Here is a 24,341-nt window from a genome sequence, read left to right as displayed (position 1 = left end):
CGTGCCTGGTCAGCCATCCAGCGGGGCGCCGGGTCGGATGCGCCGCAGGTATTCGTTCCTAGACGAAGGCAGCAATCCCTGTGATCGACCTGCCCGCGACGAGTGTATTGATCTCCTGCGTGCCCTCGTAGGAGTAGATCGCTTCCGCGTCGGAGAAGATCTTCGCCATCCCGTAGTCCGTGACGATCCCGTTGCCACCCAGGATGTTGCGCCCTGCCGCGACGCTCTCGCGCATCCTGGCCGTGGTGAAGGCTTTCGCGAGTGCCGACTGTTCATCCTTCGCCCTGCCTGCGTCCTCGAGCTGGGACAGGCGGACCATCATGCCCATCGAGCTCATCGCGTTGCCGAGGATCTGGACGAGCTGCTGTTGCACCAGCTGGAAGCTGGCGATCGGCCGGCCGAACTGCTCGCGTTCGACGGCGTAGCGACGGGCGACGTCGAAGGCGGCGAGCTGCTGGCCCACGGCCTGCCAGCCCACGGCGAGCCTCGTCACCTTGAGGACCTTGTTGGTGTCCCGGAAGCTGTTCGCACCCTTGAGGTGGAAGTCGTCGGACACCACCACGTTGTCGAGGACTATGTCGGCGTTCTCCACGGCGCGCAGGGCGATCTTGTTCTCGATCTTCGTCGAGGTGAAGCCCGGCGTGGTGGTATCGACCATGAAGCCCTTGACCTGATTGTCCTCGAGGTCGCGCGCATAGACGACGACCCAGTCGGAGAAGGTGGCATTCCCGATCCAGCGCTTTGCCCCGTTGAGTATCCAGGACGTTCCGTCGCGCCGCGCCGTCGTCCTGGTGCCTCCGGCGACGTCGGAACCGCCGAGGGGCTCGGTCAGGCCGAACGCCCCGATCTTCCTCATGGCGTAGATGTCCGGCAGCCATTCCTCCTGCTGCTCCCTGGAGGCGAGCGCCTCGATGGACCCTGTGAACAATCCGTCGTGGACGCCCATGAAGGTGGCGATCGAGGTGTCCGCCCTGGTGAATTCCGCGTGCGTGATACCGGCGAACAGGTTGGAGTAGCCCTGACGATGGACCGGGCTCACCGGATCGAGTTCGGCGATCCTGGGGATGAGGTCCTTCGGGAACACGCCCTGGTTCCACCACTCGACGGCGTTGGGCCGCACCTCGCGGGCGAGCCAGGCACGGATCTCCTCCAGCCGCGCGCGCTCCTTGTCGGAGAGCAACTCCTCGAACGCATAGAAGTCGCCGCCGGGATACGGGAGGTTGTTGACATCGATCGACGTCTTGCTCATCGGGGTTCCTTCGCTCTGGTCATCGGTGACCAGCACTTTCCAGTGGACCGTTGACGAGCGCTCGACGCGCTCATGGCCCTATGTTACTAGCCGGTAACTTAGGGCGCCAGTGGATCGAGCGGAGGACTCAGGCCACGGAAGCCCCCGAAACGGACGATGCGCCGCCCGCTGTGAGCGGACGGCGCATCGCGAGGATCATCCTCGCCGTAGGGCTGCTGGGGCTTGAACCCAGGACAAACGGATTATGAGTCCGCTGCTCTAACCAGCTGAGCTACAGCCCCGAGGAACCGACGGTTCCCGCTGCACCGCTGCCGGCCTAGGCCAGGCATCGAACGCGAGTCCTATTGTATGCGGACGGCAGCGTCCTACCCGCTGAAGGCGGTCCCACTGGGCTCTCGGGCGGCTTCGGGGGTGAAGGACCCGGCATCGAGGTCAGCGCGGAGCGTCCCGTAGTACAGGCCCTCGAACGTCGCGAGAGTCGCAGTGATGTCATGCTTGCCGACCAACTCGCGACTCGCGGCTCCCATTTTCTGCCGGTCCTCCTGCGACAGCTCCAGGATCTCCGTGATGCGACGGCCGAGCTCGTCGGAGTCCCCCGGGGTGAACAGATAGCCGTTCTCGCCGTCGGACACGAGGTGTGGAAGCGCCATGGCATTGGCGAGGAGTACAGGGGTGGACGCGGACATCGCCTCGAGCGTGACGAGCGATTGCAGCTCCGCGGTGCCGGGCTGGCAGAACACCGACGCCCGGATGTAGCTCTTGCGCAGCTCGTCGTCGTCGATCAGGCCCCTGAACACGACGCGGTCACCGATGCCGAGCCGGGCAGCCTGCGCCTGCAGCGCCGGTTTCACCTCCCCGCCTCCGACGACCTCGAGATGGACTCGGAGGTGTTCCGGGGTCTTGGCCACGGCGTCGATCAGGACGTCGATGTGTTTTTCCTCGGCGAGACGGCCGACGAAGAGCACGGTGGGGTGCTCGTGGGGCTCGATCACCTCACCCGGCTGGAGTTCGTACGCAGCCGAGTCGATTCCGTTCGAGACGGGCAGCACCTCGCGCAGGAAAGCGTGGTCGTGCATCGCCTTGGCCGCGAGGGGAGTCGGTGTGGTGACCGCTGCGGCCTTGCTCATCACCTTGCCCATGTCCTTCCAGGAGTTCTTCGCGACGATCCTCTTCAGCCACGCGGGGAACGGCAGGAAGGGGTTGAGGTTCTCCGGCATGAAGTGGTTCGTGGCGACCACGCGGATGCCACGCTTCACGGCCTCGTACAGCGTGTACTCGCCGACCATGTAGTGGCACTGGATGTGGACGACGTCGGGCTGGACCCGATCGAAGAGCAGGCTGATGTCCCGCTTGATCTCCCAGGGGAGGCAGATGCGCCAGTAGTCATGTGTCGGCACGCTGTGCGAACGGAGGCGATGCACCGTCCAGTCACCGCCCGGCTCGGTGTAGCTCCTGCCGTTGGACGCGCGCGGAGCGAGCACGTGCACTTCATGACCGCGTCCCGACATCCCCTTCGCCAGGCGGTAGCCGAACTGGGCTGCACCGTTCACGTTGGGCGGATAGGTGTCCGCAGCGATCAGGATGGTCAGAGGCTTGGAATCAGCCGGGTAACTCACGCGTGGATCCCCTGGGTCGGTGTACTGGGCGGAACGGTGGTGGGTTGCATCAGCGCTGCCTCTTCACGACATCGGGATGATGGCGGGACAGGGCGACGACCCCCACAATAGCAATGAGGGCCGCCGCACCCATCCCCAACGCGGTCACGGTCCGCACATCCGGCTGGAGTTCGTCGAGGATCGTGATGCCCACCGCGATGCCGACCATCGGGTCGATGACCGTGAGACCGGCGATCACGAGGTCGGGGGGACCCGTGGCGTACGCACTCTGGACGAACCATGCTCCGAGCGCGACGGCCGCCACGAGTGCGACCAGGGTGAGGGGCGGGACATTGAGCAGGAGGCGCCCGTTCGGGTCGAGCAGATGGACGGCGACGATCTTGGTGAGCACGGCAACGAATCCGAAGAGGACTCCGGCTCCCAGGATGTAGGCGAAGGCATTCAGTCGGTGCCTCCCGACGACTGCGAGCGACCCGAAGAGCGCGACGGCGGCACCCAGCAGGAGCACCACGGACAGTTCCTGCGCCGGATCGATGGCGTGATTCTCCCGCGTGACGTTCACGGCGAGCACGACGAAGAGGGCGCTGCCGGTCACGCACGCGGTGATGGCGGCAACGGTCGGCCGGTTGATGCGGATGCCCTGGTCGCGGGAGTTGACGATCGTCGTGATCACCAGCGCGATCGCCCCGATGGGCTGCACGACGGTCAGGCTCGCGAGGCTCAGGGCGACGACGTTGAGTGCGGTTCCCGCGCCCAGCAGGAACAGGCCGAACAGCCAGCGCGGGTTGGTGAGGAGCCGGGCGAACCCGGAAGAACTGAGCGACAGGCCGCCCGTGTTCGCCCGCACGGCGCTACCCTGGCGCTGCGCTCCGAACGCGAGGAAGACCGCCCCCAGCAGGGCCAGCGCTATGGCTACGAGGGGCACGACTGCTGTTCGGCCCGCTCCAGCCGGTACTTGCGGTGGGCTGCGGTGAAGTAGGCGTAGAAGGCGACGAGGTGCAGCACGCATCCCGCGCCGAGCAATCCCTGCGCCACCACGAGGATCCAGTCCTGGCCGAAGCCCTGCACGCGGTGGAGGAGTAGCAGGGGCGCTCCGACGAGCAGCATCGCCGTCCGGATCTTGCCGACGGTCACCACCGGAAGATGCAGTGGGCCGCGGAAGAGGACCAGGGCATTGATGATGAGGACGATGTCCGGGATGACGATGGACCAGACCAGCCATGCCGGTGCGATGCCGTCGACGACGAACGTGACGGCGATGACGATGAGAGCCGTCCGATCCGCGACGGGGTCGAGCCACATGCCCACGGTCGACACCTGGTTCAGGCGCCGAGCCACGTAGCCGTCCACCCAGTCGGTGGACCCGATGACCACGAGCGTGAGGACGGCGGCTCCGTACCTCTGCTCGCTGATGAACCACACGAACAACGGGACGCCGAGGAACCGGATGACCGTGATGAGGTTCGGCAGGGTCCACGCCGTCGCGAGTTTAGTGCCCTCGTTGCCGGGCCGCGCTCCAGCCCCGATCAGTCTCATCACCCGTGCCTCCCCACCCCATTATGCAGCCAGGCGGTCGCTCCCCCGTGAGGTCCCCCGCGGCGTGCGGGTCCGATCACGGGCGAGCGGCCGCCCTTCGACCGTGCCGGGGTCTATCTGCTGAGGAGTCGTCGCAGCATCACGAGCATTGCCGCAACGGACGCAGCGAGGACACTCAGCGGCTTCCAGCGGTCGGCCAGGCTCGTATTGTGCGGGACCTCACGGCGTGCGGCGACCGCAGCCGTCGTGCCGTTTCCCTTCGAGCCGCCGGCCTGTCCTCCGCCCTGTGCCGAGCGGTGCTTCGCCTTGCCGAAGCGCGACTTCACGTCCACGCGGGCACCGAGGGAGTCCCTGGCTTCCGCGATGTGCGTACGGCGCTCGCCCGAGCGCCCGCGCAGTTCCTCGTAGGAAGGAGTCGGTTCCTTGGGCTTGCTGTCCTTGGCGTCCTTGCCGTCGTCGGTGATGCCCGAGTCCTCCTTGGGCTTCTTGACGTCCAGCGTCGCCGGGTCGAAGCTGCGGCCCTCTTTGAGCACGCCGAGGTCGTAACGGATACCGCGGATCGCGTCCTGCGGTACGAGCGGGAGCTGCTTCTTGAGCCGCGAGACACCGATCAGGGCGAGGACACCTCCGATGACGAGCAACAGGAGGGCGACCAGCAGTGCGGCGAGCCATGCCGGCATGATCTCGGCGAGGCCCATGATTGCTGCGACCACGAGTGCGACGGCGAAGAACAGCACGAAGACGAGGGCTACGACGAGGAACGCAGCCGCGATTCCCGCCTTGATGCCTTTCTGCTTCATCTGCGCGATGGCGATCGAGACCTCATCGCTGACCTGGCGCGGCGTCAGACGGACCAGGAGCCTGATGAGTCCAAACAGCGACAGCGAGCCCGTGGACCGCTTGCCGCGCGTACTAGCCGAGCTGTTCATAGGCCCTGCCTCCATTCGTGAGTGTGTTGCTGGGATTGGCTGAACCAAAATTACCACCGGGCTGCGGTCGGGGCTCCGGTTCCGCGGTCCTGCTCGTGGGCAGGACCACGGGCTCGCTGTGCGCTAGGGATATCTTCGGGAAGCGATCAGGCCGGCGTCAGTTCCGCATTGTCCTCGAGGTCCTTGCCCGCGAATTCGGGAAGTTTCGTCCGCACGAAGACGAAGGAGAGCACGGCGAACACGGTGAAAGCCGCGTACATGGTCCAGAGCCCCAGGTTCTCGCTCACCCAGGGGAACGTGAGCGTCACGATGAAGTTGAAGATCCAGTTGACCATCGTGGCGACACCGAGCGCGATGGAGCGGATCCGGTTGGGGAACATCTCTCCGAGGGTCACCCACATCACCGGACCCCAGGTGGCCGCGAAGAAGATGACGAAGAGGTTCGCGCCGACCAGTGCGACGGGCCCCCAGACGCCGGGGAGGGCGATGTCCTCGCCGGATCCGTCGGCCTGCAGGAACGCGGCTGTCGCGGCGAGGAGACCGACGGCCATGCCGATCGAGCCGATCAGGAGCAGTTTCCGCCGACCCACGCGGTCCACGAAGAAGATCGCCACGAAGGTCATGACCACGTTGATCACCGACGTGATGACCGACGTCGTGAAAGAGTCGCTCTCACTGAAACCGACGGACTTCCAGAGCGTGGTCGAGTAGTAGAAGATCGCGTTGATGCCCACCAGCTGCTGGAGTGCGGCGATGGCCATGCCGACCCACAGGATGGGCTGCAGCCCGAAGGAAGGGCCCCGCAGGTCGCGGTAGCTCGCGCGGTCCTCGCGCTCGAAGCTCTGGCGGATCTGCCCGATCTTGCGCGTGGTGTCGCTGACCCCGGACACCCGCGACAGGACGCGAGCCGCTTCCTCGTCACGGCCTGCCCGGATCAGGAATTGTGGCGACTCCGGGATGATCAGCGCCAAGACGCCGTAGACGACGGCAGGGATCACACCGATGAGGAGCATCCAGCGCCACGCGGACAAGCCCCACCAGAACTCGTTACCGGCGCCACCGGCCGCGCTTGCGAGGGAGGCATCGGACAGCAACGCGGCGAAGATGCCGACCGTGATCGCCAGCTGCTGCACCGACGCCAGCCCGCCGCGCCACTTCGACGGTGCGATCTCGGCGATGTAACCGGGCACGATGACCGAGGCGATACCGATCGCGAGCCCGCCGACGAGCCGCCAGGCCATGAGGTCCCACTCCGAGAAGGCGTAGGCTGACCCGGCTGAGTTCACCGCGAAGAGGATCGCGGCGGCGACCATGACTTTCTTGCGACCCCAGCGGTCGGCCAGTCCCCCGGCGAACCAGGCGCCGGCAGCACACCCGAGCAGTGTGATGGCGACGGTGAATCCGAGGACGCTCGGGCTCAGCTCGAAGTCCGCCTGGATCGAGTCGACCGCCCCGTTGATGACAGCGGTGTCGAATCCGAACAGGAGTCCTCCGACGGCGGCGGCAACGGTGATCGCGATGACTCTCGCGAGGTGCCGCGGGGATTGCACTGTCTCCGGACCGGCGTCGTGCTCGCTCATGTTCAGCTCTTCCTGCTTGTTCGATTTTCCTTCACCCTACGTCAACCCGAAGCGTGCTTAGCAGCAGCCCCCGTCCATCCCGATTCCCCGCTTGCGGGTACGGAGGGTTGACGGTGGACATAGGATAAGAGGGTCATTGATTCGCCCCAGCAACCAAATCGTGCCATGTCGGACGGGCCGGTTGCACACTGGAAGCCGCTCCGCCGTCGTCGCCGGGCCGCCCTTGCAGTCGATGCCACCCCCTCGCATCATGTCTCCACGTGATACACCGGCAAGCACCTTCCGTTCGTTAGGCAGCATCTTGAGCACCATCACCCATCCAGGCGACAGCCTCTCCCGCCGCGAGAAGATCATCTACGTCTTCATCCTCGGGACACTCACGGCACTAGGTCCGTTCACGATCGATCTCTACCTGCCGGCGTTCCCGGCCCTGCAGTCCGATTTCGGCGTGTCCGAAGCCGCTGTCCAGCTGACCCTGACGGGCACGATCATCGGCTTCGCGGGCGGGCAACTGCTCGTGGGTCCGCTCAGCGACAAGATCGGCCGGCGCCTGCCCCTCATCCTGGCGACCACCCTGCACGTCGGCGCCTCGATCGGGGCCGCGTCCTCCGAGGACATCAGCATGCTCATGCTGTTCCGCGTGCTCCAAGGCATCGGCGCGGCGGGCGGGGGCGTCGTCGCGATGGCGATGGTGCGGGATCTCTTCGGCGGCTACACCCTGGTGCGCATGCTGTCCTACATGGCCCTCGTCAACGGCATGGCGCCCATCTTCGCGCCGGTCATCGGTTCACAGCTCCTGCTGCTCTTCCCCTGGCCCGGCATCTTCTGGTTCCTCGCCTGCTACGGGGTCCTGGTCATCCTCGCGGTCGCGATGTTCATCATCGAGACGTTGCCGAAGGAGAACCGCCGCCAGTCAGGGCTGACGGTGGTGCAGCGCTACCGGGCCGTGCTGGGGGACCGCATCTTCATCGGTATCCTGCTCGTTGGCGGGATGAACTTCTCCGGGCTCTTCTCCTACCTCTCGGCGTCGCCGTTCCTGTTCCAGGGTCCCTACGGACTCAACGAGCAGCAGTACGGCCTGTTGTTCGCCATCAACTCCCTCGGCATCGTGGCCGGAGTCCAGATCAGCTCCCGCGTACTGAGGCGGGTCGGCCCGCAATGGGTCATCGCGGCGGCCACGGTCGTGCAGCTCGTCATGGCGATCCTCATCATCGCCTTCGACCAGCTCGGCCTCGGTTTCTGGGGAACCGCCCTCCCGCTCTGGTTCTACATCATGGCGACGGGTTTCATCTTCCCCTGCGTGCAGGTCCTCGCCCTGATCAACAACGGCGCGCAGGCCGGCACCGCAGCATCCCTGCTCGGTGCCGTGACCTTCGGGACCGCTGGTGTCATCTCGCCCCTCGTCGGACTCCTGGGCGAAGGCATCGAATCCGCGGCGCCGATGGCGGGCGTGATGGCAGCATGCATCGCCCTGGGCATGGTGTTCCTCTGGACCGTGGTCCGTCCGCGGACGGTGCCGGCCCTGCAGTAACCGGCTCTCGAAGCAGTGATCCGCCGTCGTAGTCGTCGACGCGGCGGGCTACGCCGCTGCGGACCCGGACTTCGCCGGAAGGGCCTCGGCCGTCTTCGCTATGTTCCGCGCCATCGATTTGAAGATGAAACCGTGGAAGGGCAGCACCGCGAGCCAGTACAGGCGTCCGGACAGGCCCTGAGGGAAGAACACGGCACGCTGGTAGTAGGAACTGCCGGAACCATCGGGCTGCACCGAGAACTCGAGCCATGCGCGGCCGGGCACCTTCATCTCCGCCCGCAGCCGAAGCCGCTCCCCGTGCACGAGCTCCTCGACGCGCCAGAAGTCGAGCGCTTCGCCGGTGAGGAGTTCCTGTGCGTCCCTCCTCCCCCGACGCAGGCCCACCCCGCCTGCCAGCTTGTCCATCCAGCCGCGCGCGGCCCAGCCGACCGGCCACGAGTACCAGCCGTTCTCACCTCCGATACCCTCGACGACGCTCCACAACGTCTCCGGGGACGCGGTGGAGCTGTACGTCTGCACATCGGTGAACACCGTGTGGCCGGCCCAGTCGGGGTCCGAGGGCAGCGGGTCCGCCTCGCTGTCGACCTGCGTGGCCCCGGCCCAGCTCGTCTCCACCTCTCCCCCGCGCATCTTGCCCAGAGCCAGGTCCACCGACCGCCGATAGCCCGTCAGGCCGCCCTCGGGGGCGGCGATGTGGTCGTCGATGTCATGCTCGGAGGTGACGGCGTCATGCTGCAGGGACTCGATCAGCGGCATCGCCATCGCCCTGGGGATAGGGGTGACCAGATTGACCCAGTGCCCTGCGAGGCGCGGAGTGAGCACCGGGAGTGCGAGGATCCTGCGGCGCGGGAGGCCCGCGGCCTCGGCGTACTGGTTCATCATCTCGGCGTAGGTCAAAACCTCGCGGGACCCGATGTCGAACGTCCTGTTGAGTCCTCCCGGAAGATCGAGTGCTCCGACGAGGTAGTGGATGACGTCTCGCACTGCAATGGGTTCGATGTGGTTGAGGACCCACTTCGGCGCAGGCATCACGGGCAGGACGTCGGAGAGGTGCCGGATCATCTCGAAGGACGCGGAGCCGGAACCGATGACGACGCCGGCCTGGAAAGCGATGGTCGGAGTACCGGAGTCCAGCAGGATCTTCCCGACCTGGGTGCGCGAGCGCATGTGGGTGGACAGCTCGACGCCCTCCGGGTGGAGACCGCCGAGGTAGACGATGCGCCGCACCCCTGCATCCGTCGCGGCTTCGGCGACGGTCGCTGCGATGTCCGCCTCGCGCTTGTCGAAGTCCCGGCCCGATCCCATGGAGTGCACGAGGTAGTACAGGGTATCGACGCCCTGGCTGACCGCACGCATGGTGGTGCTGTCCTGCAGGTCCCCCTCCACGATGTCGACGGAACCGGACCAGGGGACGTCCTTGAGCTTCTGCGGGGACCGAACGATCACGCGCACCGTGTGCCCCGCGGCGATCAGCTTCGTCACGAGCCGGCCCCCGATGTAGCCCGTGGCGCCGGTCACGAGGATGAGCTTGCCGTCGGTGCCGTCGGTGTCCATGCGCTTCAGCCTACGCTCGTGCCCCGCGCCGTCGGAGGCCGGTGCGTTCTCCATCCGACTGCGGTCGCCGGCGCGGCACCCTCAGGGAGCCCGGGAAAAGGAAACGCCCCTGACCGGTGTTTCCACAGGTCAGGGGCGTATTTGCTCCTCCGACTGGACTTGAACCAGTAACCCTTCGATTAACAGTCGAATGCTCTGCCAATTGAGCTACGGAGGAAAGCGCAGGTATTACATTACATACCTTCCGGGGCGAAGTGAAATCGGCGCCGGCCTACTCCTCGCGGAGTTGCCGCCGTTGCATCTCCAGCTCCATCAGGTCGCGCTGGAGCTGGTTGTAGAGTGCGGGATCATCGGCCGGGTCCATGCGCTGCAACTGCCCGAGCTTGTCCGCCTTCTGCTGCGTGATGCGAAGCTCGGTCAGCCGGTTGAGGATGTCCCGGCAGTAGTTGACCATGGCGTCGGCGTCCTTGGCGGGTAGCGGCCGGACGGCGAGTTCGCTGACCAGGGGACGCAGGACGTCCGGTACCCCCTCCCGCACGGATTCCACCCAGCGGGACAATTCCGTCCCGGCTGCCCCTGCCGCAAGCACAGCAGTGTGCAGCGCCTCGTAGACGGGGACCGTGAACCGTGAGGTCGAGAAACTCTCCCACTGGGCCGCCGTGAGGAGCGTGGGCTGCTGGAGCACCACCTCGAGCGCCTCGCGCTCCATGCGGGCGATCGGGTCACGCGGATCGGGCCGCTCGAAATACGGCTCGTCGGGCGAGGGATCGCCCGGCCCGGCCACTCCGGACGACGCGGGGAGCGGCCGGCCAGGGCTTCCCTGGTGTCCCTGGACGCCCTGCTGCCTGCCGTTCGACGAGGGAGCGGAGGCACCGTCCCGGCGAGCGGCTGCAGCGACCGCTCGCGCCACCTGGTCCTCCCCCACGTACTGCATGCCGAGCCAGCGTGAGAGCTCGCGCGTATAGGTGGAGCGGAGTGATACGTCCCGGATCTGCGCGACGATGGGGGCCGCGTGGCGCAGCGCCTTCACCTGCCCTTCGCCGGAGGACAGGTCGAAGTTCTCGAAGGACGCCTTGATGGCGAACTCGAACAGGGGACGACGCTCCGCGATGAGCGCTCGCACCGCATCATCCCCCCTGGTCTGGCGCAGCTCGCAGGGATCCGCGCCGGAGGCCTCGACGGCGACGTACGTCTGCGAGGTGAACCTCTGGTCCTCCTCGAACGCGCGGAGGGCGGCCTTCTGCCCCGCCGCATCGCCGTCGAACGTGAAGATCACCTCGCCGCCCGTGCCGTCGTCGGACAGCAGCCTCCGCGCGATCTTGATGTGGTCGGCGCCGAAGGCCGTTCCGCATGTGGCGACGGCGGTTCCGACGCCGGCGAGGTGGCAGGCCATGACGTCGGTGTAGCCCTCGACCACGACCAGCTGCCTGTTCCTGGCGATGTCCTTCTTGGCGAGGTCGATGCCGTACAGCACCTGGGACTTCTTGTAGAGGGAGGTCTCCGGTGTGTTGAGGTACTTGGGACCCTGGTCGTCCTCGTAGAGTTTCCGCGCGCCGAAGCCGACGGTATCGCCGGTGATGTCGCGGATGGGCCAGATGAGCCGACCCCGGAAGCGGTCGTAGAACCGGCCGGGGTTGCTCGACGAGGCACTGAACATACCGGTCAGCTTCAACTCGTCCAGCGTGAAGCCCCGCCCGGTCAGGTGGTTGAGCAGCGTGTCCCAACCCTGCGGGGCGTAACCGACACCGAAGTGCTCGGCTGCGTCGCGGTCGAAGCCCCGCTCCTGCAGGAACTGCCGGGCCGTGCCGGCGCCCTGGGTCAGGAGCTGGTCCCGGAAGAACTCGGCTGCGATCTTGTGCGCGTCCAGGAGGCGCTGACGCTTGCCCACGTCCTCGCGCCGCGGCCCCGTCCCGCCGTCCTCGTAGTGCAGTTCGAACCCGATACGAGCGGCGAGCTTCTCGACCGTCTCGCTGAAGGAGGTGTGGTCCACCTTCTGGACGAAGGAGATGACGTCGCCGCCCTCACCGCAGCCGAAGCAGTGGTAGGAGCCCATCTGCGGCCGGACGTGGAACGAGGGCGACCGCTCGTCGTGGAACGGGCACAGCCCCTTCCACGAGCCGATGCCGGCAGACTTCAACGTGACGTAGGCGTCGACGACTTCCTTGATGTCCGTGCGCTGGCGTACCTCATCGATGTCTTCACGCTTGATGAGTCCGGCCATGGCATTCAGTTTATGCCTGCCCCACCGACACCCTGACCGTGGCTGGAGCAGATGTGCCCAACGCCTCCCTGAACGGGGACGGTTCCGGGTACGGGCCGTAGGAACCTCCCGGTGCCGGTTCCTACCAGAGTGCCGGAACCGGTCCTACGATCCGCTCGTGAAGGCTGAGTGCGGATGCGTCCGTCAGCGACGCCACCTGGTCGATGACCACGCGCAGGCGGGCGTCGTCGTCAGGAGCCTCCCGCCAGTCGGCCGCGAACATCGGCTCGAGGTAGCGGTCGCCGTCCGCATGGATCTGCGCCACCAGGGACGCCAGGACCTCGCGCTGGCGTTCGTAGAGCGGCTGGCGGTGGTCCGTGGTCATCACATAGGTGGTCGCCAGTCCCTTCATCACGGCGATCTCCAGGATGGTCTCCTCGGGCACCACCATCTCCGCGTTGTACCGCGTCAGGGAGTCCGGCCCGTAGATGGCGCGCGTGGACTGCATCGCGCTCAGGCAAAAGCGACCGATCAGCTGGCTGGTCATGTTCTTGAGGGCTGCCATGGACCGCCGCGTACCGTCGGCTTCCCGCACCCAGACGGGCGTGCGCTCCAGGCGCGACAGGGCGGCATCGACGGCGGCGGGGTCGCTGCCCGGCAGGTACCACTGCTGCGTATAGCCGACCACCCGCGCGCGTGCGTCCGCGCTGTCCATCCACCTGAGCTGGAGGTGCCCGGCCACGATCGCGTCCTCGACGTCGTGCACGGAGTAGGAGATGTCATCGGCGAGATCCATGACCTGCGCCTCGAGGCACGAGCGGCCTTCCGGCGCGCCGTCCCTGAGCCAGTCGAAGACCGGGAGGTCGTCGTCGTACGCACCGAACTTCGTGGTGCGCTGACCGCTGATCACGGGCGCCGCGGCTGCTGTCCAGGGGTACTTGCACGCGGCATCCAGGCTCGCCCGCGTGAGGTTGAGGCCAGCAGGCCCGCCGTCGGCCTGCAGGACCTTGGGCTCGAGCCGCGTGAGCAGGCGCAGGGTCTGCGCATTGCCCTCGAACCCGCCGATGCCGTGCGCGATGTCGTTGAGCGCCGACTCGCCGTTGTGGCCGAAGGGAGGATGACCGAGGTCGTGCGCGAGGCAGGCGGTGTCCACGATGTCGGGGTCGCAGCCGAGAGTCCTGCCGAGCTCGCGGCCGACCTGCGCCACCTCGAGCGAGTGCGTGAGGCGCGTCCGGACGAAGTCGTCGGTGTCCGGCGCGACGACCTGTGTCTTCGCACCGAGCCGTCGGAGCGCGGAGGAGTGCAGCACGCGGGCACGGTCCCGCTCGAAGTCGGTGCGGTGCGAGCTCTTCGGCGGCTCCTCCACCCATCGTGCGGTGTCCGCGGCGCTGTAGCCGGTGGTGGCGGACAGTTCGGGGAGACTCATGATGCCTTTCTAGCGCAACTGTGAAGGAAGGGCCTGCCCGCTCCGGAGCATGTGGAGCACGGGAGCCCGGACCACCGCGCCGGCGGGAGGGCGCCGGGCACGCGGGTCAGCCGCCGGATACGTCCACCTCGGCGGCGGCGATGTCCGCCTGCTGCGCGGCGTTGAGGACGCGGCCCTCGAGCCAGCGCTCCGGCAGTGCCGTCTTCTTCGGCGAACCGGCACGGCCGCGGGGTCCCTCCGCATCCTGGCCCGGGTAGGGCGAGTCCTTGTCGAGTTCGTCCAGGAGTCCGCGCAGCACCTCGAGCGTGGGCACGGTGGCAAGCCTGGCCCTCAGGTCGCCGCCCACGACGCAACCCTTGAAGTACCACGCCATGTGCTTCCTGATGTCCCTGAGCCCCATCATCTCGCTGCCGAACGTCTCGACGAGGAGTTCCGCATGCCGGTAGACGGTGTCGGCAACCTGCCCGAGCCCTGGACGGTACCGCGACGCGCTGCCCTCGAAAGCGTTCATCAGGTCGCCGAAGAGCCATGGACGGCCCTGGCAGCCCCGCCCGATGACGACGCCGTCGACGCCGGTCTGCCGCACCATGCGCACGGCGTCCTCCGCGCTCCAGATGTCACCGTTGCCGAGCACCGGGATGTCCGGCAGGGCCTCGCGCAGTTCGGCGATCGCGCTCCAGTCGGCCTTGCCCGAGTAGAACTGGGACGCCGTGCGTCCGTGGAGGGCGACGGCGGCGACGCCGCTGTCACGGGCGATACGGCCGGCCTCGCGGAACGTGAGGTGGTCCTCGTCGATGCCCTTGCGCATCTTGATGGTCAGCGGGATATTCCCTCTCGATGCCTCGCGCACGGCGGTCTGCACGATACCGGTGAAGAGGTCGAGCTTCCAGGGCAGGGCCGCTCCCCCGCCCTTGCGCGTGACCTTGGGGACCGGGCAGCCGAAGTTCAGGTCGATGTGGTCGGCGCGGTCCTCCTCGACGAGCAGCCGGACGGCAGCGCCCACGGTCTTCGGGTCGACGCCGTACAACTGGACGGAGCGCACCTTCTCGTCGTCGTCGTGCGAGATGATGCGCATCGACTCCGCGCTGCGCTCGACGAGCGCGCGGGACGTGACCATCTCGGAGACGTAGAGCCCGCCGCCGTACTCACGGCACAGCCGGCGGAAGGCCTTGTTGGTGATGCCCGCCATCGGCGCGAGGATCACCGGCGTGTCCACGGTGATATTGCCGAGCGTGAGCGGCGGAAGGTCGAGTTTGAGCGCGCCGTCGGACGCATCCGGCAGGGCGCCTCCGGTGTCCTCGCCGGCGGCGCCTTGGATATCGTCGTGGAGGGCGTCGCGGCCACGGTCGCCGGTCGCCGAAGCTGGATGGGTCGATACTGCAGTCACCCGTCCATTGTCGCAAGGGCCCGCAAATCCGGCGGCGGTGTTCGCTGTCCGCCTCTTCTCCTTGCCGGCCTTCCGCCAAGCATTCGCCATGGGTCCGTCACGCGTCCGGTTCCGCGGCACGCCGGGCACGGCGCTCGCCGAGTGCCACGAGCCGCTCTCCCGGCGCGAGGGCATGTGCCTCCGCCGTCGCCAGTGCAGCGGGGCTCACTCCGCCGCTGGTGCCGTCGTGCCGCCCACCCATGGCTCTCGGGCCGACCGCCTTGACCACGAGCACCGCGAGGAGGGTGGTCAGCGGGATGGCGAGCACCAGGCCGATCGAGCCGACGAGCGTCCGCACCACCTCCTCCGCCAGTTCGCCGCTCGTGAGCGTGTCGATCAGCGCGCGGTCGTAGAGGGAGACGAGGATCAGCACCGGCAACGCCGCCCCGGCATAGGCGAAAGCGATCGTGTACACCGTCGAGGCGATATGGTCGCGCCCGATCCTCATGGCGGACGCGAAGAGTCGCCGCGCGGAGGTGTTCGGTGCGAGCTCGTACAGTTCCCACACGGAGGAGGACTGGGTGATGGTCACGTCATTGAGCACCCCGAGGCCCGAGATGATGAGGCCGCAGAGGATGATCGAGGAGATGCTCAGCTCGTCGGACGCGTTCACGAGCGTGTACGCGTTCTCGTCGCCGACCCCGGTCAAGTGGGCTGCATCCGTGGCCCAGGCGGCGAGTGCCGCTGTCACCCCGAGTCCGAACACCGTGCCGAGCAACGCCGTCGACGTCCTCGCGGAGAAGCCGTGGGCGAAGTAGAGGACGCCGTACATGATGACCACCGAGCCCACGAGCCCGAGCAGCAGGGGCGGCTTGCCCTCCACCAGCCCGGGCAGGATGAACTGCGCCAGGATGACCAGCGCACCGACCAGGCCGATCATGGCTCGCAGCCCCCGCCAGCGGGCGACGGCGATGACCACGACGGCGTACGCGACCGCGAGCGCCATGATCGGGACGGAACGGACGAAGTCCACGAAGACGTAGGGGGCGGCGCCGCCCTGCATGACGTTCGCGAGATTGAGGTAGCGGATCTCGTCCCCCGCCTGCACCGCGTTGGTCTTCGCCAGCTCGGGCGTGACCTCCACGGGGATGATGTCGCCGCCGAGCGTGGGCTGCGTATACGCGATGGTGCACGTCATCGCGGTGCCGCCGGCGTCCACCGTCGTCTGTGAGGACGGGCAGTCGCCCTCGCCCACCTCGCGGACCGTGCCCCGGTCGAAGCTGACCCCTTCCGCCGTGGCGTAGGGATTGGCGACGGACAGCGAACTGCGGTCACCGCTCGGCCAGAGCAGCACCATCGCGATCAGGGTCACTACCCCGAGGGGAACGAGAATGGCCGAGAGCAGCAGGGTGGCCCGTTTGCGCGTAGCGATCGCGGAAGCGGACGGTTGCGACTCGGCGGCGTGGAGGTGGCTGTGGCCCACGGGCATCCCTCGGGTGGTCAAATGGTGGGTGGACAGGACGTAGGGCCCGGCGGCGACGGACCTCGACGAGGCGCACCGGGCACCCTCCGGATTGTACGCAGGATGACGCGCGGAGCCCGGGCGGCGGCACCCTGCAGCGGCGACAGGCGCGTCGTCGGCGGCGATCAGGACCTCCGGGCGGAACGGACGGCACATGGTACGGCAGGAGAACTTCCCGACCAGCCGCGGTGAACCCTCGGTCGTGGTCGGCGGTGCTGGCGCGGGCGTGCGCGGCGTGGCACTCGTCCTCCACGGTGGCCGGGCGAACAGCCTCGATGCGGTACGACCGCAGCACCTCAGTCCGCTGCGCATGCGTCCCTTCGCTGCACTACTGGCAGCAGGAGGAGGCACGCAGGGCCTGTCCTCATGATGCATGGGGACATCGACCGGTGGACCAGCCCGAGGGCGTCACTGTCCTTCACTCACCGGGCCGTGGGCGTTGCACGGGACGTCCACTACGTGCGCATGCTCCGTGCGGGCCACTTCATGGCCCGCGGGATTCCCGTCTGGCACGGCCTCAGCACCTCGTTCCTCCTCCGGCACTTCGCCGAGGACACCGGCGCAGCCGTCGCGGCGAGGGCTCTCGCGCCCTCCGACCCGTTGTTTCGGGCACCGGATCCGCTCGGCATCACCGCGTGATCCCGAGTGTCCCTGCCGACGGCAGGTCGACCAACCCCCTTCGCTCGATGGCGAGCAGCCGCCCCCGGCGCTGACGACTCGGCTGTAACCGGCCGACCATGAGGCGCAGGTGCAGTCTGCCGGGGTACAAAGGGTAGAGGAGTGGCACCAGTGGGTTCTCCCAGTGTCCGCGGTAGCCTCGAAGCAGGCCTTGTACGGGCCGGAGAAGGACAACGAGTATGGGATGGAAACCGCGTCAGAGCGACCACATGTACCGGTTCGTCGTCTATGCGGGCAAAACGGTGTTCGCCGCCCTGCGCCTGCCGGTCGTCGTCTCCGGGGCGGAGAACCTGCCTGCCCCTGACCCGCTGAACGGGCGCTCCCGGCGGGCGGTGCCCGGGCGCGGCGCCGTCGTCGCCATCACGCACTTCGGCTACCTCGACTTCGCCTTCGCCGAACTGGTCCTGTGGAACCACGCCCGCATCCAGGCGCGCTACCTCATCTCCAAGCGCGCGGCGGACCACTGGTTCGTCAGCCCCTTCGTGTTCGGCCTCGGGCACGTCGTCACCGACCGGAAGGCGGGGGCGGCAGCCTACGACGACGCCCTCGCGAAGCTTCGCGCCGGGGAATACGTCGCGATCCTGCCCGAGGCCGGCGTGTCCCGCAGCTACACCGTCCGCTCCCTCAAGACAGGACCCGTCCGGCTCGCGGCCGAAGCGGGTGTGCCCATCATCCCGATCTCCGTCTGGGGCTCCCATCGGCTGCTGACGAGAGGCCACGGGTTCTCCCTCAAACGCGCCTGGAGGTCGCCCGTCCGCGTCCACGTCGGTCCGGCCATCCACCACGAACCCGGCGTCGATGTCGCCGAGGAGACCGAGAAGCTGCGCCAGGAACTGCAGGACGGCATCGACGCCTGCATCGCCGATTTTCCCGTCACTCCCGAGCCCGGGGCTTGGTGGATGCCGGCGCGCCTCGGTGGCGGAGCGATGACGGACGCCGAGCGCGAGGCCGCGGACATCGCCGACAAGAAGGCGGGACGGCACGACCGCGGCTGAGCAGCCGCCTGCGCGGAAGGGCCGCCCGTACTGGGGAACGTGGCGGCCCTCGCGTCGGAGGCGGCTCCGTGCAGCAGGCACCAGGGTGGGGGCCACCGGTCCAGCCGGTTCCGGCTCAACCGGTCGCGGCTCAACCGGTCGCGGCTCGACCGGTCGCGGATCAGCCTGTCGCGACTCAGCCGTTCGCGACGACGAGCGTCTCGGGCGCGGCGAGCCTCGCGGACCCCGTGGCGAGCAGGGGTTCGACGACGGCCGCGAGTGCCTCCATCGAGTCATCCAGCTCCAGCTGGATGGGGTACTGGTGCACGAGCATCGCGATCATGCTGGCGACCGCGGCCTGCTGTTCCGAGGGTGGCAGCGCGGTGTCGTAGCCCAGCAGCACGTCAGCCGGGTCATCGGTGCGGGCCTGTGTGTAACTGATGGCGAAGGCCGCGATCGTGCCGCCGTCGTCCTTCGGCTTGTCCCGCAGCACGATCGCGCCTCCGGCGCCGCTCGCGTCGCCGAGGAAGAGCTGCTGCGCGCGTCCGAGGGTGATGTCTGCGCGGTCCCAGGCATGGACGGTCTCGTAGAAGGACGCGAGGGCTCGCGTCAGTTCCACCGATCCCGTGGCCGCTTCCTCCAGTTGGGGCCCTCCGGCATCGTCGAAGGCGGGAGCGGCGAGGGCTCCGGGTGCGACGACGACGAGCCGCGAGCGCTGCAGCGTGCTGAAGCCGGTGGCCTCGGCGAACGCGGCCCCGGTGGTTCCGGGCGTCACCTTCGACCGCAGGGCTGTCACTCCCGACGGCGACGCCGCGGCTTCGTGCTGCAGCATCGTGAGCAGCGTCGAACCGATGCCCGCCCGCCGGTGGTCCTCGGCCACCTCGATGTAGCACCACAACCGGTCCGGATGCAGCGCGGCTCCGTAGACGCAGCCGGCCGCCACCGGGACGCCCTGGTCCACGACCGTGATGCAGCGGTTCCAGGGGTTGTCGGACGGCGTGCGGAAGGAGCCGCGGAACTGCTCGGCGACCGCCGATTCGGGGCCGCCCCAGAGCTGGATGAGCTCGAGGTCGTCTCCCTCCTGCCAGGCGCGGTATTCGAGGGCCATCAGGCTCCGATCAGGCGCGCGGCGAGGTATCCCTGCACCTGGTCGAGGGACACGCGCTCCTGCGCCATGGTGTCGCGCTCACGGATCGTCACGGCCTGGTCCTCGAGGGTGTCGAAGTCCACCGTGATGCAGAACGGCGTGCCGATCTCGTCCTGGCGGCGGTACCGGCGGCCGATCGCGCCTGCGTCGTCGAAGTCGATGTTCCAGCCCTTGCGAAGCTGGGCTGCGAGGTCCTTGGCCTTCGGGGAGAGGTCCTCGTTGCGGCTCAGCGGCAGGACGGCGGCCTTGACCGGGGCCAGCCGCGGGTCGAGCTTCAGCACCGTGCGCTTGTCCACGCCGCCCTTCGCGTTGGGCGCCTCGCCCTCGGTGTAGGAGTCGACGAGGAACGCCATGAAGGAGCGCGTCAGGCCGGCCGCGGGCTCGATCACGTACGGCGTGTAGCGCTCGTTCGTGGCCTGGTTGAAGTACCCGAGGTCCGTGCCGGAGTGCTTGGAGTGGGTGGAGAGGTCGAAGTCCGTGCGGTTGGCGATGCCCTCGAGCTCACCCCACTCGGATCCCTGGAACCCGAAGCGGTACTCGATGTCCGTCGTGCCCTTGGAATAGTGGCTCAGCTTCTCCTGCGGGTGCTCGAAGAGGCGCAGGTTGTCCGGGTCGATGCCGAGGTCGGTGTACCAGGAGAACCGCTCGCCGATCCAGTACTTGTGCCATTCCTCGTCGGTGCCCGGCTCGACGAAGAACTCCATCTCCATCTGCTCGAACTCGCGCGTGCGGAAGATGAAGTTGCCCGGCGTGATCTCGTTGCGGAAGCTCTTGCCGATCTGGCCGATACCGAACGGGGGCTTCTTGCGGGCAGTCGTCAGGACGTTGTTGAAGTTCACGAAGATGCCCTGCGCCGTCTCCGGGCGCAGGTAGTGCATACCTTCCTCGGAAGCGACGGGACCGAGGAAGGTCTTCAGCAGTCCGGAGAACTCCTGCGGCTCCGTCCACTGACCCTTGGTCCCGCAGTTGGCGCAGGTGATGTCCTGCAGTCCGTTCTCGGGCGCGCGTCCCTTCTTCTCCTCGTACTCCTCCTCGAGGTGGTCCGCGCGGTACCGCTTGTGGCAGGAGAGGCATTCCACGAGCGGGTCGCTGAACACCTCGACGTGCCCGGAAGCCTCCCAGACCTGACGCGGCAGGATGACAGCGGAATCGAGCCCGACGACGTCGTCGCGGCCGCGCACCATCGTCTGCCACCACTGGCGCTTGATGTTCTCCTTCAGCTCCGCGCCGAGGGGTCCGTAGTCCCAGGCCGAGCGGGATCCGCCGTAGATCTCACCGGACTGGAAGACGAAGCCCCGCCGCTTGGCGAGCGAGATGATGGGATCGAGTGCGGACTTGGCTGCTGCCATGGTGTTTCTTCTCCAGTTCTGTGCAGGCCGCTGGGTGCGGTCCGCCGGTGGGGGGCGCGTTCTGCAGTCTGTTCCGCCGGGCTTGCAGGCGGGAAGCTACGCCGCAAGCCTACCGGGTCCGCTTCCTGCGGCTTCAGCCGATACCGGGCTGTGGAGGAGGAACTCGCCGTCGGCGCTCGACGTCAGGTCCTGGGGCGTCCAGGCCACGGCAGCGTCGTGAGGATGATGGCGGCCAACGTCAGCAGCGTCCCGGCGACCGTCGCGAACACCACGATCGTCCCGGGAGCAGGAACCACCAGATCGAGCAGGAGTGATCCGACGAGCTGTCCCCCGATCATGCACAGGCCGGTGAGCAGGACCCCGAGGCTCCTGACGAGCAACGCACCGAGGGCGATGAAGACACACCCCATGGGTCCGCCGAGGTAGTACCACCACTCGGAGGGCGGGTGGTTGCCGGGCCCGGCGATCGCAAGCTTGACGAGCCAGGCCGCCACCAGGACGACCGTGCCCGCGATGAAGTTCATCAGTGTGGCCGCGAGGGGCGTCCCGTAGTGGAGCGACGCCGTCCCGTTCATCGCCTGCTGGAAGCTCATCAGCACCCCGGCTGCGACCGGGAGGAGGACGGGGATCAGCCAGCTCGACATCTCCCCTGCTGCTCCGAATCGGGGGGACACGGCCCAGACGACGGACAGTACCGTCAGGACGACACCGATCACGCGCATCGGGGTCGCTGCGCGCTTGCCCCCGGGCCCGATGCCCGCGCGGTCGACCAGGAGGCCGCTGAGCGACTGGCCCATGACGGCTGCCACGGTGAAGAGGGCGACGCCGAGGACGCCGATCGTCAGTGACTGCGAGAAGACGAAGAACGCGCCGATCGCTCCGGCCGCCACGTAGTAGGGCGGGAAGCGGCGCTCGCGCACGGAAGGGATGATCTGCCGCGCTCCGGCGCGGGCACCCGGCAGGACGAGCGTGATCGCGACCATCAGGATCAGGCCTGTGCCGAAGCTGATCAGCGCGGCGGCGATGCTGTCGTCGAGCACGGTGCCGAGCGCGCCGTTGATCCTGCCCTGCACAGGCATCGCGAGCCCTGCGGCGAGGGCGAGGGGAAAACCGACAACCGGAGGGACCACTGGCGCATCAGACACCCGTACAGCCTAGTGCGGCAGCATCCGGCATGATGGACTGCATGACCGACGACGCATCCATCGCAGAGCTGCCCATCCGGGACGACATGATCCGCCTCGGGCAGTTGCTGAAGCTCGCCTCCCTCGCCGAGGACGGCGTCGAAGCCAAGAACCTGATCGACAACGGACTGGTGCAGGTGAACGGGGAGATCGAGGAACGCCGCGGACGGCAGTTGCACCCCGGGGACACCATCAGCGTCAACGGCGAGACCGTGCGCATCACGCAGGGCTAGTACCCGGAGGGCACCGACCCTCGGGCAGCACCCGCGCGAATAGGACCGCACGCGTCGAGCGCTTCAGGCGTCGAGCGCTCAGCGCCGGCCGAGAACCGTCATGCTGAGGAACTCCCGGACATGCGCAAGTTCCTGCAGATTGATGCTGTGGAACATGTTCGGGTAGAGGATCTTCGTGAGCTTCGTGTGCTTGGTGAGCCAGGCGTGCGTGAACTCGATCATCTCCGGGGTGATCACCTGGTCTGCCTGGTCGCGGCCCCAGAAGAACTGGGCGGGCGCTTCCGCAGCTTCCTCGTCACGGAAGAAGGCGTTGCCTTCGGACGGCACCGCGAACCCGGACAGGCCGACGACGCAGGCGAAGTCGGTCGGCCGGTGGCGCAAAAGCGAAGTCGCAACCGCCATACCCTGCGAGAAACCCAGGAGGTTGACGCTGGTGTGGGCGCTGCGGAGGGTATCGAGCCACCGCACGACGGCGGTGGCGCTCTCCACGACGCGCTCCACCGAGTAATCGGTCTCACGGGAGAGCGGGAACCACGAGAAGCCCGGCCCGGCGGGCTGAGGGGCGCGCACCGATGCCACGGTGAAGTCCGCCGGAAGGTGGTCGGTGAGCCCCATGAGGTCCTCCTCGTCGGCCATGTACCCGTGGAACAGGACCAGCAGGGGCGTACCCTCGCGTTCGGACTCGGGCTTCGACCACAGGACGACGGGGTCCCAGGAACGGGTGGAGGACGCAGCTGTGCCGCGGGCGGATTCGGTCATGTCACCATTTTGGCATGGTGCAGTCCGCTCCCTGCCCCGGAGATCGCGCCACGGTGCCTCGTCCCGAGGATGAATCCGGAGCCGCTGGCCCCATGCGCACGAGGCCTGAAAGAATGCCCGGGTGAGCCCAACGGATGCCCCATCGCCTCTGCCCGACGCTGCCGATCCCCTCGTCAACGGGCCGATGATCGACCCGAGCCTCGTGTCCGAGCCCCACCCCTGGCATCGGTACACCGCCCTCGGGGACTCCTTCACGGAAGGTATCGGGGACCCCGACCCGGAAAGCATCGGTGGAAATCGTGGCTGGGCAGACCGCGTTGCGGAGGAACTGGCCCGCGGGCAGGCGGACTTCGCCTACGCGAACCTGGCGGTCCGCGGCCGCCTGCTGCAGCAGATCATCGACCAGCAGGTCGAGCCGGCCCTCGCCCTCCAACCGGACCTCGTCACGATCAGCGCGGGCGGGAACGACCTGCTACGGCCCGGCGGGGATCCCGACCTCCTCGCGGACAAGCTCGACGCCGTCGTCGACTCCTTCGCCGCCTCCGGAGCGACTGTCGTCCTGTTCACCGGTCCGGACGTCCGGGAGACGGTCCTCGGCAGCATCCGGTCGAAGACCGCGATCTTCAACGAGAACCTCCGCACGGTTGCCGCCCGCCACGAGGCGGTGATCGCCGACATGTGGGCGCTGCGGCAGCTCATGGACCCGCAGATGTGGTCCTCGGACCGGCTGCACTTCTCACCACTCGGCCACCACACGATCGCGGCGATGGTGCTGGACACCCTCGCCGTGCGCCACACCCTCGAGCCGCTGCATCCGAAGGAGCGCCCCGTACGCTCCTGGCGCGCCGCTCGCGCGGAGGACCTGGTGTGGGCTCGCGAATATTTCGTACCGTGGGTCCTGCGCCGCCTGCGCCACCAGTCTTCGGGCGACGGCGTCGTCGCGAAGCGCCTCGAGGCGGGGCCGATCTTCGGGCCCGGCATGCCGCCGGGGGCATCGGACTGACGAGTCCCGATCGCCAGCGAGTCCCGATTGCAAGCCCGAGTCCCGATCGCGAGCATGTCCTGCTTACAAGCCGCGGGGTCGGCGAGGGACCGAGGTCGTGGCGTGACGAGTCGGGCCCGCGTGCTGCCCAGGACTGCCATGAGCCACAGGAAATGCCCGGAATGAGAGAAATGACCGGTGGGCGCCATGCCCACGGGTCACTCGTGTCACGACTCAGTGATCGAACCCGCGGCGCTCAGCTCTCCAGGTCGACGTCGCCGTTCGCTACCGCGTCCGCGCAGGCGCTGAGGTCCGGTCCGGGCTTGAAGTCGACGAACTGCGGCTGCAGCTTCTGGAACAGGAACTCGTAGATCTCGTCGCGGGACTTGCCCTGCATGGTCTCGACGGCCTCGCGGACCGCTCCCTGCAGCGCGCGATCGGAATCGAGCAGGATCTTGTCGCGTGCTTCCTGGTTCCAGCCAATGGTGCTCAGTTCCATGAACAGCTCCTCTTCATCTCACGTCGG

Annotated in this window: 22 protein-coding genes and 2 tRNA genes; 6 read left to right on the top strand and 18 right to left on the bottom strand. The window is 67.7% G+C overall.

All coding sequences use genetic code 11. The annotated features are described in order from the left end of the window. Window positions 1–58: 58 nt before the first annotated feature. The 7 genes from FDK12_RS10515 to FDK12_RS10485 all read right to left on the bottom strand — a co-directional run bounded on the left by FDK12_RS10515 (window position 59) and on the right by FDK12_RS10485 (window position 6,910). Window positions 59–1,249 (bottom strand): acyl-CoA dehydrogenase family protein, encoded by a 1,191-nt coding sequence (locus FDK12_RS10515; protein WP_137369525.1) that lies wholly within the window; start codon window positions 1,247–1,249, stop codon window positions 59–61. Window positions 1,250–1,456: 207 nt separating this feature from the next. Then, window positions 1,457–1,530: transfer RNA gene (locus FDK12_RS10510), tRNA-Ile, on the bottom strand. Window positions 1,531–1,614: 84 nt separating this feature from the next. Beyond that, window positions 1,615–2,865, bottom strand: a complete 1,251-nt coding sequence (locus tag FDK12_RS10505) for a glycosyltransferase (protein ID WP_137369524.1) — start codon at window positions 2,863–2,865, stop codon at window positions 1,615–1,617. Between the two features lie 49 nt (window positions 2,866–2,914). After that, window positions 2,915–3,790, bottom strand: a complete 876-nt coding sequence (locus tag FDK12_RS10500) for a DMT family transporter (protein WP_104118165.1) — start codon at window positions 3,788–3,790, stop codon at window positions 2,915–2,917. Beyond that, entirely contained in the window at window positions 3,778–4,401 is a 624-nt protein-coding gene (locus FDK12_RS10495) for a CDP-alcohol phosphatidyltransferase family protein (protein ID WP_181036439.1), read from the bottom strand. The genes FDK12_RS10500 and FDK12_RS10495 overlap by 13 nt, the downstream gene beginning before the upstream one ends. A 113-nt stretch (window positions 4,402–4,514) precedes the next feature. Next, the gene (locus FDK12_RS10490) at window positions 4,515–5,330 is read right to left on the bottom strand and encodes a phage holin family protein (RefSeq protein WP_181036438.1); all 816 of its coding nucleotides are present in this window, start codon (window positions 5,328–5,330) and stop codon (window positions 4,515–4,517) included. Between the two features lie 146 nt (window positions 5,331–5,476). Beyond that, window positions 5,477–6,910: a sugar porter family MFS transporter gene (locus FDK12_RS10485; RefSeq protein WP_137369523.1), complete on the bottom strand. Its 1,434-nt coding sequence runs from the start codon at window positions 6,908–6,910 to the stop codon at window positions 5,477–5,479. A gap of 250 nt (window positions 6,911–7,160) precedes the next feature. On the opposite strand from FDK12_RS10485, the gene FDK12_RS10480 reads away from it, so the two are divergent. Continuing rightward, entirely contained in the window at window positions 7,161–8,441 is a 1,281-nt protein-coding gene (locus FDK12_RS10480) for a multidrug effflux MFS transporter (RefSeq protein ID WP_137369522.1), read from the top strand. A gap of 48 nt (window positions 8,442–8,489) precedes the next feature. Here FDK12_RS10480 and FDK12_RS10475 read toward each other — a convergent pair whose 3' ends face one another. From FDK12_RS10475 to FDK12_RS10450, 6 genes are all read right to left on the bottom strand, one after another. Next, window positions 8,490–9,995: an SDR family oxidoreductase gene (locus FDK12_RS10475; protein WP_137369521.1), complete on the bottom strand. Its 1,506-nt coding sequence runs from the start codon at window positions 9,993–9,995 to the stop codon at window positions 8,490–8,492. A 144-nt stretch (window positions 9,996–10,139) separates the two neighbouring features. Continuing rightward, window positions 10,140–10,212 (bottom strand) — tRNA-Asn (locus FDK12_RS10470). 54 nt (window positions 10,213–10,266) lie between these two features. Beyond that, entirely contained in the window at window positions 10,267–12,216 is a 1,950-nt protein-coding gene (gene dnaG, locus FDK12_RS10465; protein WP_137369520.1) for a DNA primase, read from the bottom strand. Window positions 12,217–12,337: 121 nt separating this feature from the next. Next, entirely contained in the window at window positions 12,338–13,621 is a 1,284-nt protein-coding gene (locus FDK12_RS10460; RefSeq protein ID WP_137369519.1) for a deoxyguanosinetriphosphate triphosphohydrolase, read from the bottom strand. 106 nt (window positions 13,622–13,727) lie between these two features. Then, a complete protein-coding gene (gene dusB, locus FDK12_RS10455; protein WP_137369633.1) occupies window positions 13,728–14,903 on the bottom strand; it encodes a tRNA dihydrouridine synthase DusB in 1,176 nt (391 codons plus the stop codon). Window positions 14,904–15,105: 202 nt separating this feature from the next. Next, the gene (locus FDK12_RS10450) at window positions 15,106–16,476 is read right to left on the bottom strand and encodes a YibE/F family protein (RefSeq protein ID WP_137369632.1); all 1,371 of its coding nucleotides are present in this window, start codon (window positions 16,474–16,476) and stop codon (window positions 15,106–15,108) included. 187 nt (window positions 16,477–16,663) lie between these two features. Between FDK12_RS10450 and FDK12_RS10445 the strand changes: the two genes are divergently transcribed. From FDK12_RS10445 to FDK12_RS10435, 3 genes are all read left to right on the top strand, one after another. Next, on the top strand, window positions 16,664–16,879 hold the full coding sequence (locus tag FDK12_RS10445) for a hypothetical protein (RefSeq protein WP_137369518.1): 216 nt from the start codon (window positions 16,664–16,666) through the stop codon (window positions 16,877–16,879). A gap of 62 nt (window positions 16,880–16,941) precedes the next feature. Continuing rightward, on the top strand, window positions 16,942–17,148 hold the full coding sequence (locus tag FDK12_RS10440; RefSeq protein WP_137369517.1) for a hypothetical protein: 207 nt from the start codon (window positions 16,942–16,944) through the stop codon (window positions 17,146–17,148). A 218-nt stretch (window positions 17,149–17,366) separates the two neighbouring features. Beyond that, entirely contained in the window at window positions 17,367–18,182 is an 816-nt protein-coding gene (locus tag FDK12_RS10435) for a lysophospholipid acyltransferase family protein (RefSeq protein ID WP_137369516.1), read from the top strand. A gap of 175 nt (window positions 18,183–18,357) precedes the next feature. On the opposite strand, the gene FDK12_RS10430 is transcribed toward FDK12_RS10435, so the two are convergent. The 3 genes from FDK12_RS10430 to FDK12_RS10420 all read right to left on the bottom strand — a co-directional run bounded on the left by FDK12_RS10430 (window position 18,358) and on the right by FDK12_RS10420 (window position 21,802). Beyond that, window positions 18,358–19,269 (bottom strand): GNAT family N-acetyltransferase, encoded by a 912-nt coding sequence (locus tag FDK12_RS10430; RefSeq protein WP_137369515.1) that lies wholly within the window; start codon window positions 19,267–19,269, stop codon window positions 18,358–18,360. Beyond that, on the bottom strand, window positions 19,269–20,657 hold the full coding sequence (locus FDK12_RS10425) for a glycine--tRNA ligase (protein WP_137369514.1): 1,389 nt from the start codon (window positions 20,655–20,657) through the stop codon (window positions 19,269–19,271). Before FDK12_RS10425 ends, FDK12_RS10430 begins: the two co-directional genes overlap by 1 nt. Before the next feature lie 182 nt (window positions 20,658–20,839). After that, the gene (locus FDK12_RS10420) at window positions 20,840–21,802 is read right to left on the bottom strand and encodes a DMT family transporter (protein ID WP_137369513.1); all 963 of its coding nucleotides are present in this window, start codon (window positions 21,800–21,802) and stop codon (window positions 20,840–20,842) included. 41 nt (window positions 21,803–21,843) lie between these two features. On the opposite strand from FDK12_RS10420, the gene FDK12_RS10415 reads away from it, so the two are divergent. Then, window positions 21,844–22,074 carry an RNA-binding S4 domain-containing protein gene (locus FDK12_RS10415; RefSeq protein WP_104117768.1) on the top strand — a complete coding sequence of 77 codons (231 nt, stop codon included), beginning with the start codon at window positions 21,844–21,846 and terminating at the stop codon, window positions 22,072–22,074. A 78-nt stretch (window positions 22,075–22,152) separates the two neighbouring features. Here FDK12_RS10415 and FDK12_RS10410 read toward each other — a convergent pair whose 3' ends face one another. Then, the gene (locus tag FDK12_RS10410) at window positions 22,153–22,833 is read right to left on the bottom strand and encodes an alpha/beta hydrolase (RefSeq protein WP_137369512.1); all 681 of its coding nucleotides are present in this window, start codon (window positions 22,831–22,833) and stop codon (window positions 22,153–22,155) included. 184 nt (window positions 22,834–23,017) lie between these two features. On the opposite strand from FDK12_RS10410, the gene FDK12_RS10405 reads away from it, so the two are divergent. Beyond that, window positions 23,018–23,836 carry an SGNH/GDSL hydrolase family protein gene (locus FDK12_RS10405; protein WP_137369631.1) on the top strand — a complete coding sequence of 273 codons (819 nt, stop codon included), beginning with the start codon at window positions 23,018–23,020 and terminating at the stop codon, window positions 23,834–23,836. 235 nt (window positions 23,837–24,071) lie between these two features. Here the strand turns inward: FDK12_RS10405 and FDK12_RS10400 are convergent, their stop codons facing one another. Next, on the bottom strand, window positions 24,072–24,314 hold the full coding sequence (locus FDK12_RS10400; protein ID WP_104117770.1) for a hypothetical protein: 243 nt from the start codon (window positions 24,312–24,314) through the stop codon (window positions 24,072–24,074). Window positions 24,315–24,341 lie beyond the last annotated feature (27 nt).

Source organism: Arthrobacter sp. NamB2 (genome assembly GCF_005281365.1).
GTDB lineage: Bacteria > Actinomycetota > Actinomycetes > Actinomycetales > Micrococcaceae > Arthrobacter_D.
Note: the sequence above shows the minus strand (reverse complement) of the source record. Positions and strands in the feature narration are given on the sequence as shown.